General features: G+C 52.1%; 11 protein-coding genes. 7 read left to right on the forward strand and 4 right to left on the reverse strand.

Annotated elements, in window-relative coordinates; genetic code table 11:
* The first annotated feature begins 20 nt into the window (after positions 1-20).
* The 4 genes from EPZ47_RS15295 to EPZ47_RS15310 all read left to right on the forward strand — a co-directional run bounded on the left by EPZ47_RS15295 (position 21) and on the right by EPZ47_RS15310 (position 4404).
* Positions 21-539 (forward strand): hypothetical protein, encoded by a 519-nt coding sequence (locus tag EPZ47_RS15295; protein ID WP_135845557.1) that lies wholly within the window; start codon positions 21-23, stop codon positions 537-539.
* A 175-nt stretch (positions 540-714) separates the two neighbouring features.
* Positions 715-2283, forward strand: a complete 1569-nt coding sequence (locus tag EPZ47_RS15300) for an ATP-dependent nuclease (protein ID WP_135845558.1) — start codon at positions 715-717, stop codon at positions 2281-2283.
* Positions 2268-3293, forward strand: a complete 1026-nt coding sequence (locus EPZ47_RS15305; RefSeq protein ID WP_135845559.1) for a DEAD/DEAH box helicase family protein — start codon at positions 2268-2270, stop codon at positions 3291-3293. The genes EPZ47_RS15300 and EPZ47_RS15305 overlap by 16 nt, the downstream gene beginning before the upstream one ends.
* A gap of 58 nt (positions 3294-3351) precedes the next feature.
* A complete protein-coding gene (locus EPZ47_RS15310) occupies positions 3352-4404 on the forward strand; it encodes a hypothetical protein (RefSeq protein WP_135845560.1) in 1053 nt (350 codons plus the stop codon).
* A 42-nt stretch (positions 4405-4446) separates the two neighbouring features.
* Here EPZ47_RS15310 and EPZ47_RS15315 read toward each other — a convergent pair whose 3' ends face one another.
* Positions 4447-5292 carry an abortive infection family protein gene (locus EPZ47_RS15315; protein ID WP_135845561.1) on the reverse strand — a complete coding sequence of 282 codons (846 nt, stop codon included), beginning with the start codon at positions 5290-5292 and terminating at the stop codon, positions 4447-4449.
* A 299-nt stretch (positions 5293-5591) separates the two neighbouring features.
* Here EPZ47_RS15315 and EPZ47_RS15320 point away from each other — a divergent pair, with 299 nt between their 5' ends.
* Together EPZ47_RS15320 and EPZ47_RS15325 are read left to right on the forward strand one after the other, a co-directional pair.
* Complete coding sequence (locus tag EPZ47_RS15320; RefSeq protein WP_135845562.1) at positions 5592-6002, forward strand: hypothetical protein; 411 nt, start codon at positions 5592-5594, stop codon at positions 6000-6002.
* A gap of 26 nt (positions 6003-6028) precedes the next feature.
* Entirely contained in the window at positions 6029-8143 is a 2115-nt protein-coding gene (locus EPZ47_RS15325; RefSeq protein WP_135845563.1) for a tetratricopeptide repeat protein, read from the forward strand.
* A gap of 617 nt (positions 8144-8760) precedes the next feature.
* On the opposite strand, the gene EPZ47_RS15330 is transcribed toward EPZ47_RS15325, so the two are convergent.
* The 3 genes from EPZ47_RS15330 to EPZ47_RS15340 all read right to left on the reverse strand — a co-directional run bounded on the left by EPZ47_RS15330 (position 8761) and on the right by EPZ47_RS15340 (position 11507).
* Positions 8761-9867 (reverse strand): hypothetical protein, encoded by a 1107-nt coding sequence (locus EPZ47_RS15330; protein WP_135845564.1) that lies wholly within the window; start codon positions 9865-9867, stop codon positions 8761-8763.
* Between the two features lie 55 nt (positions 9868-9922).
* The gene (locus tag EPZ47_RS15335) at positions 9923-10723 is read right to left on the reverse strand and encodes an abortive infection family protein (RefSeq protein ID WP_135845565.1); all 801 of its coding nucleotides are present in this window, start codon (positions 10721-10723) and stop codon (positions 9923-9925) included.
* 163 nt (positions 10724-10886) lie between these two features.
* Positions 10887-11507 (reverse strand): hypothetical protein, encoded by a 621-nt coding sequence (locus EPZ47_RS15340; protein WP_095058126.1) that lies wholly within the window; start codon positions 11505-11507, stop codon positions 10887-10889.
* Positions 11508-11709: 202 nt separating this feature from the next.
* Here EPZ47_RS15340 and EPZ47_RS30225 point away from each other — a divergent pair, with 202 nt between their 5' ends.
* Entirely contained in the window at positions 11710-12450 is a 741-nt protein-coding gene (locus EPZ47_RS30225) for a serine protease family protein (protein ID WP_178084226.1), read from the forward strand.
* Positions 12451-13163: the final 713 nt, after the last annotated feature.

The following is a 13163-nucleotide window of genomic DNA, read 5'->3' on the forward strand; positions in this document are numbered from 1 at the left end:
ATGTGAAGGAGGATGGAACCATGACTGATACTGCACAAAGTGCGAGCGAGCTGTGGCTATACATGCATGCACCAGGTTTTCGGGATCTACCTGATCAGGATCGCCGCGCCATTTTTGACTTCTCCTTCCTTTGGAGTCTGTTCGAGTCAAAAATCATGGGCAATTACGCGCAAGCAGGCCTCATTCGTGCGAAGGTCGATGATTGGGTAGCAGAAGGTACGCTTGAGGATGGCCTGTACGATGAAGAACTTACGTATTTTCAGAACCGCTATTTCGCGAACGGCGAACTGACACATCACTTCCAGTTTCTCAACCTTCGAACCTCAGATCACCCTGACCTCGTGGTAAGTGTGATTGAGCGAAAGAACGACGATCCGCGTGACAAAATACTTTGCCTACTCATGATCGTATGGAGGCTTAGGAACAACCTGTTCCATGGCGAAAAGTGGGCATATTACCTCAGAGATCAACTCGACAATTTTACTCATGCCAATAGCGTCTTGATGACAGTGCTAGAGCGCCATGGACGACTCTGGTAACAACCATATATATCTTGCCCTGGTTGACGCAGAGAAGAACATTGCCAACGATCACACGACCATAAAGATGCACCGAAAGAGCGATGCCAGTCGCCAGGCAGCAAAGGTTTGATGCTGCCGTGGTGCGTCATGAATGAATTGCAATTTTACGAGTCGCTGGGGAAGGTAATTCGAGATGCCTGCAATCAAAAAACTGATGCTCCAAAACTTCAAGAAGTTCGACTCGCTGATGCTCGAGTTTGATGCCGGGGTCAACGTGCTGATCGGTGACAACGAGACAGGCAAAAGCAGCGTGCTGCTCGCATTGGATCTTGCCCTAAGCGCGAGCCGAAGCCGTGTTGAAACCATCGGCTATGAATCAATTCTTGCGCAGGCAGCGGTGCGTGCTTTCAAACGAGGGCCGCGGACTCTCGACCTGCTTCCGACGTTGATCGTGGATGTATTCTTGGAGGAAGGTGACGACCAAGGATTCTACGGCACGCAAAATTTGGCAGGAGCGATGACTGATGGAATCCGGATGGAGATTGCGCCTCTGATCGAGGAATTCGGCGCGACGATCCTGCAATTGCTTCGCGAGGATCCCGATAATTTCCCTTACGAATACTACGCCGTGAAATTCTCCACGTTCTCAGCGGCCCCGCATGTCAGCTACCGACGTCCAGTGAAGCACCTGATGCTGGACAGCTCTCGCATCGATAGCGAATACGCAGCGCGAGAGTACACGCGCACAGTTTTCAGCTTCAACGCTGAACCGGCGCAGCGCTACAGCCTCGAGAACTGCTATCGTCGAGGCAAAGAGGCGTTCCGTGATAACGAACTTGCTGCACTTAATGCAGAACTGGGCGCCTATCAATTCGGGGTAAGAACCAGCATCCGCTCCAATCTCGAAACCGATCTGATCATCACCAAAGATGGCATCCCCATCGAAAACCGCGGCAAAGGTGAGCAGTGTTTCATCAAGACAGAGTTCGCGCTGCGACGGCATGAGGCCAAAGGCGAACTGCACGCCCTGCTCCTCGAGGAGCCCGAGAACCATCTCAGCCATACTAAGATGAAGCTCTTGGTCGAGCAGTTAGCCAACACAGCGGGCAATCAGCTCTTCATAGCCACACACAGCAGCCACATCTGCTCCAGGCTCGACCTTCGCCATGCGCTACTACTGGGGAGCGACCAGAAGGCTGGTCGTCTAAGAGCGCTTTCCGACGGCACCGCCACCTTTTTCATGAAGGCTCCTGACAACAACGTCCTGGAGTTTGCGCTCTCCAAGAAGGTCATTTTGGTCGAGGGTGATGCCGAGTTCATCCTCATCGAAGAGATGTACAAGAAGTACTCCGAAGGCCGATCGCCACAAGCGGATCAGGTGCACATCATTTCCATCGGTGGCACCAGCTTCAAACGCTACCTGGAGCTCGGAAAGCTTCTGGGAATCAACGTGGCGGCAATCCGCGACAACGACGGGAACTACCAGCAGTACTGTGTGGAGAATTATGAGGGCTGCCTCTACAACGGCGCCCGAATATTTGCAGATCAGGACAACAATCGCTCGACGTTCGAGATCGGTCTGTACCAGGACAACCAGGCCGCCTGTGAAGCCCTGTTCGCCGCAGGGCGGAAGAAGCTAACCGTTCAAGAGTACATGCTCAAGAACAAGGCAGACGCAGCCTTCGAGCTGCTCACAAAGAAAGCGGACGAGTTGGTTGCCCCTCAGTACATCAAGGATGCGATCGCATGGATAAAAGAGTGATCTTTGCAGTGGCAGGCTCGGGTAAAACCACGCATCTGATCAGCTGTCTCAGCTTGGAAAAGCGCGCTCTTATCATCACCTACACCGAGAATAACCATAGCCACCTGCGTAACCGAATCATTCAGAAATTTGGCACCATTCCGTCGAACATATCCCTGATGACCTACTTCTCGTTCCTGCATGGATTCTGTTATCGCCCCATAATGCAGCTTCAGATGAACACGAGGGGAATGAATTTCAGGCGACCGCCACAACGGAACTTTGCACTCGATGACATGAGACGTTATCGCGACCCTAGCGGAAGGCTGTACCACAACCGTCTCGCTAAGTTGATCGAGGTGAAGGGCTTCCTGCCGGTAGTTAGGGCTCGCATCGAACGGTTCTACGATGCCGTTTACGTTGACGAAGTGCAGGATTTTGCCGGGCACGATTTTAATCTCTTACTGGAGATATCTGCCGCCAACGCCGACATGCTTCTCGTGGGCGACTTTTACCAGCACACATTCGACACAAGCCGCGATGGGGCGGTCAATGGCTCGCTCCACAACGACATATTGCGTTACGAGAAGAGGTTCAAGGACGCCAAAATCACGGTCGACAAGGAGACCCTAAGCAAGAGCTGGCGATGTGGGACGACAGTGTGTGAGTTTATTCGTGTTCACCTGCAGATCAACATAGACGCTCATGAAGACAGGGTGAGCGAGGTGGTGAACGTCAACACCCAGGAGCTAGCCGATCAGCTTCATCGCGATCAAAACGTGGTCAAACTCTTCTATGAGCAGCATTACAAATACGGGTGTTGCTCGCAGAATTGGGGAGCAAGCAAGGGCCAGGATCACTATGAAGACATCTGCGTGATACTAGGCACTAAAGCGTGGAATCAGTATCTCGAGGGCAAACTTCACGAGTCTGTGGCTCAGACGCGAAATAAGCTTTACGTGGCATTCTCGCGGGCGCGAGGTAGGGTCTATGTGGCGCCAGACAACCTATTCAAGCAATACAAAACTTAGCATTCGCGCATATGTGGAGTGCTCATCCTAACCACTTCTGCATGCTGGAGGTGTGCCAATGTTGTTGAGCGAAATGCCTGGGTATACATATCCGACGCTGGCGACCTTTCCGTTTCGCTGGTATGAGACGAATCGCTGGTTGATCTACGCCCTCAAGTTACTTCCTTCAGGTGACCTGAAATGGCTGCCTGATTACGTTGAGTCAGAAGGTCACGCTAAGGCGCACAACTACGCAACGCAGGAGGAAGCTCGACAAGTCGCATCTAGTTTCAATGAAGGTATTGCGGAACGGATCGAGATGCTTGGCCTCAGCGAGCCTCAGAAGACATCAGTGACCCTCAAGGCCGAAAAAGAAATCACCGTGCAAGAACGCCTGGCTGATGAAGAACTTCTGATGCTCACTGAGGCGCTGCGCAGGCATGCTTCCAGTCCACGCCCTGCGGCGCAAGACCTCATTCTGCCCTCTGAACTTCAGGGGCTGCACGAGGATCTTGTCCGTCAACTCGAGGAAGCCCCCTACCTGCAAATCATCAACTTCCCGCGTTACCGAGTCGCCTTAGCTCGGACGAAGGAATTCGACTGGACACATCGCTTAAGCCCCTCCAAAAAATGTGCGGTGTACTGCGTTCGCGAAAAAATAGCGAGAGGGTTTGGTTTCTCAGGTACTGACCATTGGGGGAAGACAAAAGCTGCGATCCGCGCCTTGCTGCTGCCTCGCGCCAACCAGCTGCTTCAACATGCAAGCATCCAGAAGATTCTGCTTGAGGCCAAGTCCCGCGGTCAGCGGGTAGTGGTCATGAGTGGCTTCGTTTTTTGGTACGAGGAAAATGGTAAACCAGGCTGGGTAGTCAAAACCATCGGTGGCGACTCAGCTAGCGGCAGCGGCCAAACTATTTGGCACGAGGGCACGATCATCTCGAAGAATCATGGCCGTATCGTCGTGCTCCCCTACATCAAGGAGAATGGTGAAAAGGTGCAGGGTCATACGAAGAACTCGAGTCATGACGGTAAAGCCATTCCTAGGCATCCGGACGAGTATATTGAGCTCCCATTTGAAATCCTCAGTGGGGATCTGATGATAGGGCTTCTTGGTGAGCTGCCTTACGAATGAGGTCTTCGAACCGACTGCGCTCTTAGCTCGCCCTCAGCTGCATTACAGACCTTTCTTAACGGCGCTTTTCTCGTCCCAAGTTTCGATAACGAATGCACTGATGGTGTGCGCTGCATGGATAGCAAGCCGTGCATGGCGGGGTTTAAGCTTGTAAGGCCGCTTTCCTGCGCCGTGGGCGGAGCTCGCATGGGTGCGCAAGGCGCCGATCCCATTGACGGTGGCTACAACACCCGTGACGATCTCTTGAAGATCTCGCTCTTCGAGGATCGATGCATCCAGTCCAAGGTCTGCCCTGACGATTTTCCACACACCCTGCAAGTCCTGTTTGGCGGGCATGATGAGATGAGCGTGCTCTTCGATGTAGACCTTGAAGACTGATTCGAGAATATTGCATGCCGCAGACACTGCTTCACGCGGGCTTGATTCAATATTTTTCAACGCGCGCTCGAACTCAAAGTCGATCGCCTGGATGTTCCGGCTTTTGATGAGCTCCGACAGGGTTTTGGTGGCTAGGCCTTCGCCTTTGGAGAGAATCCCGCCGTTCGTGTAGACGATGCTTGCCCGCCCTAATGCTTGCTTAATCCTGTCGATCCTAAGCTTCTTCTCCTTAATAATCGCTTCCCCGCCAAAAAGGCTCGGAGTGTCTTCGATCTCTTCCTCCATGTACTTTTCGATAATTCGTCCAACTATCGAGAGGGTTTCCTTACCACCTTCCTTATTGATCCTCCGTAGCCATTCCAGAGCTTTTACAGCCTTGCTCCCCTCGGGTGGATCTCCTGGAGCATTTGCGTACATGAACAGGCTATCAAGACCCGCATGGGTCTCTGAGGATGAAACGGCGTCAGCGATAGCAGAGATCAGATACGAGGGGATAGCAAAGTTTTCCATTTTTCATCCTGAATGGCGGTCTAACGTGGGGGAGCGCAAGCCAGCAGCGCTGCAGTGAGGTCACCTGACTGACTCAGCGGTTCCACGATACACGAGCCCTTTCCATGGTCGCAGTGATGCCGACAAGCCGAAGGGCGTTTCGGCAACTTTCATCTCATAAATGGGCGTTGGTTTGAATTTTTCAAGGTGGAAGCATTGGCCTTGTATGATGCGTAAACCAAGTGCGTACGGTATCAGGGTCTCTCAGCCAGAGCGTGCCCCTTAGTCGTCACGGATTACTATCACAGGAAAGCCACCCCATGGATCTGGATGAGCTCATAACAATCGAGCCCGCTGCGTTTAAGCAACTCCTGGAAGAAGACTATTTCGACAACAACGGCATCTACATCATCCGGGTCTACAACGCGCTGATGCGCAGTGCGCAGGATCAACCTGTCCAAGTTGCATGCCTTGCTGAAGTTGCCGTCGAGGTCTATTCCGAAGCAGGGAAAGACGACGAGACAATCTTGTACCTTGAGCTGCAGATACGCGCATTGCTCTGCGATCAGAATCTCAATCAAGTAATGCTTCTAGTCGAACGTATTGCCTGTATAGACCATGGCGCCAGTGAGACAACCGTGCTGGAGCTGGCCGAAGACATCTTGAGCAGTAATCATATGGGGTTAGCGTTGACCAGCGTCCACGCATCCTCGCTCATGTTGCGCGGCTGATTCAACGCTATGGTCAACAGGAGAGAGTGGCCCATCTCTATCTGGAGGCTGCCAGCCTCTACTCAAGTCATGGTGCGTTTCAACCGGCATATCGCTGTGTGGTTGATGCCGAAGAAATCTCCCAATCATTGGACTCATTGGCGCTTAAGGCACGTTGCTATGCAACCCTGATGAGCGTCGCGTGCGAAGAAAATGATTACAGCTTTGGTGTGACCACGGGTGAAATGGCAATAAGTGCCTATCAGGCGTTTGGTGAGACATCTCCCGCCATGCTTCTTGGAAATCTAGGCGTGGCTTACATGAACTCTGATGAGGAGGATAAAGCGATCGGCTATTTCGAACAGGCCCTCGCGAGTGCTGATTGCACGGATCACATGACAATCACGGTAAGAGGCAACCTGTCCGTATGTCTGAGACGCTGCGGTCGGCTCGTTGAGGCCGAAAATGTGCTTGCCATGGCCGAAGCCGCGCTCGTGGACGATGCACAGAACCCAGAAGGACTTTTAGAGATTTCTTTGAGCGGTGCAAAGCTAGCGATAGAACGACAGGATGCACCGCTTCTGATCAAGCGGCTTCAAGACGCCTCGCATCATTTCGATCGAATTCTTTCCGATGCATTAAGACTGCACCACCGACGCGGTATCCGAGAGCGTTATATCACCAGAATTGAAGGCCTGCTGCGTGCATTGCCTCCTACTGGAAGCACTACAGATGCGCTGTTGCCTATCGTCGCTACTAGGGGCAATGCGATGGGAGACTGGCTTACGATTTTGAGTTGGGCTAGCGATGTCCGCACGTCTCGACCAGCGTTGGACGAAACCGTCCTGCAGCTTGACCGCGCGCTACAGGCCATACGAGAGATCGGCGCTCCTCATCTCTATGGAATAAGAGAAAAAGGGGATGATGCATGGAGTGTCTTCAACACCACGCGCGTGTGGGACGAACTCTCAAATATCGCTGCGATCATTTACTCCCAGAGTGCCGATCGCCCCCTCGATTGCGCTAATGCTCAACATCAGGCCGCGCTTTGCCTTTCTCGCCTAAATGCTGGTCACTGCCTGATGGTAATGACTTATGCGGGGGAATCGGCGTTGCTTTGGCACTTCATCGGCGGTCAGTACAAACGGATCTCCATTCCATTAGCCCCAATGACGGAGTGGCATGCAGCTCAGCTCGATTTTGCTCAGCAGTTCATGAGCAGGAGCGATTTTATGGCGGCGATTAGCAAGCTGATCACTTCGCTAGCGCCATCGCTGGACAACGTGTTCTCTGATATTGCCGGGGCAGGCTGTAAGTCCGTCCGATTCATTGAGGACTGTTTTAATGACGTCCCGCTGATAGAGTTTGCACTGCGTAATTCCGAGCTCTGTGCACGGATGGCGGAGGGGAAGTTTGAGGTCAGAATGGTTCCCGCCCTAATCGAACCGATTGAAGTAGAGGGCCCTCTTTTAACCACCGCCGCTATAGTTGACCGCAAGGAAGACCTTCTGCTCGCCCCCTATGAATCCACGGCTTTTACCCAGGCTGCGGGTCTGGCTCCGGCTGTGTTGATGCAAGCAGATGGGCATGCTGATCTAGAAGATCTCATGGGAAAATACGATGCGTTGATCGTCTCCACACATGGTCATTCGTTGAAGTTTTTCCAAGACGCTTATTTTGCTCATCTGGGGAGCCGTGAACACCCGCACCCTATTAGCGTTGCGGCTATGCAGGTGGCCGCACCAAATCTTCAACTGCGCTTAGCATTAATAAACACGTGCTTCTCTGGTTCAAGGTCTTCGCGCAATTTCCAAAAGAGGTTTCGTACGAGTGACTCTGTTGCATTACCAAACCTCTTTTTGCTCAATCGAAAAGCCATCGCGCTCGCTGGAATTTGGAAGATATCTGACACTGCATGTTTCACACTTACATACCTGGCAGGCGAAGGGCTCAAGCTCGGGCTTGAGCCCTCCATTGCGGTGGCGAGGGCGGATGCGAAGGTTCGCATGAGCACGCTTACATCTGTGACCAGCATCCTAATAAATAACCTCCCTGCATCGCTTCATGCTGAGGCACTCAAGCGGATATCAGGCGCTCCAGAGGTTGGAATGTTCTCTAGCCCTTATGTCACAGCAGGTTTCACCATACACGGCCTCCTATGACAGCATTCACGGTTGCCGATCGCATGCTTGTCGTTTGGAAACTTCCAGCCGTTACACATCGGATACCAACCGTGACCAAAAGTAGTATGAGCTAGGAGACTTAATGGCACCACTCTGATCGAGCAGCAGTCTTCTATGTAACTCGAGAAAATCGTGATCTCGTAGGTCTGTTCTCATCACTGCTCAACTCCGTTGTGCCCAATCGTGACTCTGCGCAAGCGTCCGGCCAAGTCGCCTGCCCCCACCTGAATGACAGATTGCAGGGTGGGGACACGGCTACAAGATGTGAAAGGCAAGACTGCGCAACTGAACCGCCTCTGATATAGGGCAACGCTGAGCATGTCCTGCTCAGCGCCTAAGGCCGCGATTAGCTGAGCTCTGGAGAGTAAAAATTAGGTTCAGATGCTTTCAGGCACCCACAGGATTGTCTTCACCGGACGTGTGCAGCGTCCGCTTACGTTCGACGGATCACAAGAGTGGATGGTCTGCCAACTTCGATAGAAGCGAGAATCGTCTAAGGCTGGCGCATAAGTCTCCAAGAGTCAGAACGCGTAGCTTTGCGCTACGCGTTAACTATTTTTGAGCTCAGACGTCTTGAGGCTTATCGGCACCAGACGTCAGAACGGCCAGCGAAGCCAGTCTTCATTGCGCACACCAAATCTAATATTTGACCATTCATCCGTCATTTCACAGATTTTCTGATAGTGCTCGTGATTCGCAGGAAGGTCAGCCGTCATTCGCCAAGAAACAAAGCCCTTATCACCAGCAGCACATATCAACTTATCAGTATAGTTCTTTATACCAATTTGCATGCCAAGGTGCGTCTGCTTGTTACCACCACATAATTGATGCTCAAGAGATGTGGCCTCAATGCTCTGCAGTCTGAATAGATGGGATGGGTAATCATCATCTTGAGTGTCATTGCGCATTGGCCGCTGAAAACTTAACGCCCAGAACAAGGAAGCAACCATGTAGATGCACATGCCAAAATTTATGACGCGCAACCCACCCTCATCTCGACCAGCGTATTCCGACTCCGGAAGTAAGCATTCTCTGAGCTCGACAAGCATGAACTGAAACGCATAAGTATCAGCAATTATTTCGCGAGTGTGTGTGGCTAGCCTGTCGGCCTCACTTTCCGCCTCAGCGCTTCCTAAAGCCTCATGAACGAAGATTTCATCAGCGTCTAAAGAGGGTGAAGATTTTGAGTTCCCAGCTCGTCTGTCCCCATGCAAATTGTGAAGATGCCCTATTTCATGCAAGACAAGGAATACAAATAAGCCTTCGGCAAGCATTTCAAAAGCTTTTCTATAATCATTCTGATGAAGCCACCAATACCTTTCATCCGACCAATCGAATTCCGCATTCTTAAACCAAAAGCTAAGATTGTTTCTCCAAGGCTCGTAGAATTCATCCTCTGGAAATTTTTGGCGCCGCTCTGCTCCTACCATCATTGCGGAGGCACGAAATATCAGATCTAGCATCCCCTTACAAACTAAAACTGCCTGGTGGCCATGAACAGCAGCGGCTTGGACTTGCACGCTATCTAAGAGATAGAAACTCGAATCACCCTCAATATACTTCTGGCACAACAATCGACCGACAAAATCTAACTCAGAATAGATTACATCTTCTTCAATCGAAGGATCGAGAAATGCCTCACCAGTTTTTGAGAAGATGTGCCTCTGAATATAATCTTCAACCGTATCTTTATAGCTTTGCATAACAATCCCTTGTGCAGGTGATATTTCGGGTTTGAGTGTTGGAAAAATTCAGGGCTTACTTATAAGCCTGATCATGCAAGAACACCATGGCCGAAGCTGTCACGTTGAGCGCGTACTTTGCTACATGCTCGGGAACCACCTTCGCCTTCTCTCCTGCTCCGTGGGCGGAGCCAAGTTTGTTGCGAAGTGTGCCCACAATTAAGAGTGGCGACTCCCAGAAGCTGTCCATTTGAGTCTGCCCCATGATCGTTCTCAAGAGCTTCGAGGTGGTGTCTCCCTGGGTATACCCGAAGCCCTTCTGGCCGCAGATCACCTTCATCACGCTTTCGTAGCTGGAATTACACTTGGTGACACAGTCTCCAAATTTCTGGTGTCTGTAGTCCTCCAGTGCAGCTATGAATTCGGTATTGGCATGGCGGAAGGCGGGTTGCCGAAGCAACTGAAGAGCCGGCTCGATCGCCGTTTCATGGATCACTTGGCTGTCTTTCGGAATTACCTTGGACTCTTCGAGCAACCGGATGGATTGGCCGCGAAAGTCGTCACTCTGCCAAGGCTCCCAAATCTGCTTAGTGATGAAATAAGGTAGGTCGTCGACACTCAAAAACTCGTTCAGCCTATCCACTACCTTCTCTTGCTGTCCGCCCAAGCAACGGTGTGCTTCTGAATGGACAACGTATTCCACAGCATCGAGAAAGTGGGCGTCACTACACGTACGGAGGAACTCCATGGCATCCTCCATAATAGAGTCAACCTTGGACTGAGTCAGCGGAACTCGACCAACCAAATAGGCCAGTTTTCCATGAAGAAACTCAAGGATTTCATACAGACTTCCGCCATTTGCATCGCGTAGCAACATGAGCGTGCGATGCCTGAATCCGGCTGTCAGTGGTTTTCTAACCACCGTCTGGTTTTCCTTCCTTCGAGAAAAGACGTTGAAAATGTTGCCTATCACATCGTCATCCTATTGCTAGGTAAACAGGAGAGCAGCGTATATGGAATGTATCCTGAGAGGTAACCCATCAAATAGGTAGAGGCTCAGCCGGCATTGACTCATATCGCATCACGGCGCGTGCCCACACGTCGCCTTTGATCGCCGCCTTCTTAATCGAGGAAGGCGATGTCGCCAGCCACTTGCCGATTTTCGGCTTGACCAGAGGCTGCGCCATGCGGGCGTGACAGGCTGCCAGGAACGGCACCATTTTTTCGATGATGTGTGGTTCGAGATGGGCTACTTCCGGCGAGGAATAACGAGCTTCATGAGCATATCTGAGCCCTTTGGGCATGCGATAACCCGTATCCCAAAACAGCGCCGGCATCTCACTTGCCGGGAAGCTTGAGCCTATGGGCAGGTAATATGTGCCCAGATCAATGATTGCACCGTCAAGCTCTATCCAATAATGAGAGTGCCCGCCCGAATCAGATGCATATCCTTGCATGGTGGCCTGACGTTGATCCCGCGAGACGACAAAGGCTAGGAAATCCCCCCCCACGACTGCAGGGCTGCGCCCCATTGCTTGAAGGAGACCGTGCACACCAAAGGATGCGTACAGACACCGCTTGTAGTAATCGTCAGGAAACTGGCCTTTCAGACATCTATCAACCACGCAGAGGACGCGCTCAATTACGGCAGCATCAACCAAAACAAACTCCTTCTCGATAACGGCGACTCCATATAATGGCCATTACATGGCATATGCTAGGTAAAGTCCACCCTTAAGGCTCCATAATGCTCGCGCCCTCTGTGGGGCTTCACTATGAGTAGCGGCACCGGCATTGGGACTTTTCACAGTCCACAGTCCAGACGGACACGATATGGCAAGGACATAAAGATGGGGGGGAAGTATGCAGGAGTCGGAAGAATTCATGTCGTCAACAGAGTTTGTTGGCATGATGCTTGGCCAGGTTCATCCAGTGATCCTCAGCAGTGAGCACCATGACGAGCACTTTTCCCACCATGGAGTCGGAACTGCTTTCGTGCTGGAGTATGCGGGAGAACTCTTCGTATTAACCGCCCAGCACGTGCTCAACAATCAAGGTGCAGCGCATAACGAATTGCGGATTCTGCTCCGGAACGCGCCTCTGTCCATCCTGTTCGATCAGCACGCAGTTTTCCGGGACGAATCTGACCCCGATCTGGATTCCGACCTAGTCATTCTGCGGGTCGTGAAATCCCAGCATGCAGCCTTGTTCGCCGCAGGGCTCGCAAGCCTGGACGCGGCCCGTTGCGCGGAAACCGAAGACTTTGGCCGAGCTGACCTCTTCCACGTTTTCGGCTACCCAGACGAGGGCCGAGGGTACGACTACGACAACAGGGTGTTGGACGCGCAGTTGCACTGGCTTAGAGGGCAGCTCGTCGCACCAGGAACTCCTGGCCTTTCAACCATAAAAATCGTGGGTGATCGTCCGGAGGACTTTCGTGGCATGAGTGGGTCGGTGGTCATCGCCGATGCCGATGACGTCTGGAGGTTTGCCGGCATGGTCACGCTTGCAAGCGAGAAGAATGACCTTTTGAATTTCATCCCCGCAGGGAAGATTGCTTACTATTTGAACAAGATGGTGCTGACGGAAATGGTGGCGCGTTGATGACGACTCGGGAGACACGCCAGCAGGCTTTTTCCCGTCTGGTTGGCCGACATTATCACCACTCGCGGAAGCCAACCACTCCATTGCAGCCTTAACGCTTGAGGCACCTGCTACGGCTGATTGCTTTCAATGCGGTCCTCACCGCCAAGGGATCGACCACCCCCTGAACCCCAGCAGGCGAGACAACCGTGAAAAACGCAGACTCGCTGTGAATCGTTGTGATGCCTTCGCCGTGATTGCTACTGACCCATGCCTCCGTCGGCCCCCACCTTACTTTGTTCAGGGGGCACCGCCGTTTGAAATCAGGCGATTCTTGTTGCGACAACTTGCAGGACGAGCGCTGAAATGGCTTTAGCTGTCACCGCCTACAACCTTAAGCGGGCGATCAGTGTCCTAGGCGCTCGGAAAATGATGCAGTTGTGGGCTGAAGAGCCTTCTCCAAATCGAGTAGGAGTCCGCCGCCTTGACGCCGCGCTGTCGCGCAGAGAACACGCCGATAAAGTGGCTAAAAATTTATATTACTTATGAGATAGATCGCAGTTCGTAATCGCGCGTGCATCCCGTGTTACTGGGGGCAAATCTGGGGGCATATCAAGATTTTTTAAAGCTGAAAATGCCGTCTTAGAGCCATGTCAAAATGTTTTTTGGGGACCCTGAGAGTCTCTAGGCGTCCTCGGGCAGGCTGTTTATCTGATTACCAATGGAGATTTTTT

Source organism: Pseudomonas viciae, assembly GCF_004786035.1.
Taxonomy (GTDB): domain Bacteria; phylum Pseudomonadota; class Gammaproteobacteria; order Pseudomonadales; family Pseudomonadaceae; genus Aquipseudomonas; species Aquipseudomonas viciae.

What these genes read in the sequence shown, in the direction of transcription:
- EPZ47_RS15300 (WP_135845558.1), top strand. Translation starts at nt 715, where the DNA reads ATGCCTGCAATCAAAAAACTGATGCTCCAAAACTTCAAGAAGTTCGAC.
- EPZ47_RS15295 (WP_135845557.1), top strand. Translation starts at nt 21, where the DNA reads ATGACTGATACTGCACAAAGTGCGAGCGAGCTGTGGCTATACATGCAT.
- EPZ47_RS15320 (WP_135845562.1), top strand. Translation starts at nt 5,592, where the DNA reads ATGGATCTGGATGAGCTCATAACAATCGAGCCCGCTGCGTTTAAGCAA.
- EPZ47_RS30225 (WP_178084226.1), top strand. Translation starts at nt 11,710, where the DNA reads ATGCAGGAGTCGGAAGAATTCATGTCGTCAACAGAGTTTGTTGGCATG.
- EPZ47_RS15330 (WP_135845564.1), bottom strand. Translation starts at nt 9,867, where the DNA reads ATGCAAAGCTATAAAGATACGGTTGAAGATTATATTCAGAGGCACATC.
- EPZ47_RS15305 (WP_135845559.1), top strand. Translation starts at nt 2,268, where the DNA reads ATGGATAAAAGAGTGATCTTTGCAGTGGCAGGCTCGGGTAAAACCACG.
- EPZ47_RS15315 (WP_135845561.1), bottom strand. Translation starts at nt 5,292, where the DNA reads ATGGAAAACTTTGCTATCCCCTCGTATCTGATCTCTGCTATCGCTGAC.
- EPZ47_RS15335 (WP_135845565.1), bottom strand. Translation starts at nt 10,723, where the DNA reads ATGTTGCTACGCGATGCAAATGGCGGAAGTCTGTATGAAATCCTTGAG.
- EPZ47_RS15310 (WP_135845560.1), top strand. Translation starts at nt 3,352, where the DNA reads ATGTTGTTGAGCGAAATGCCTGGGTATACATATCCGACGCTGGCGACC.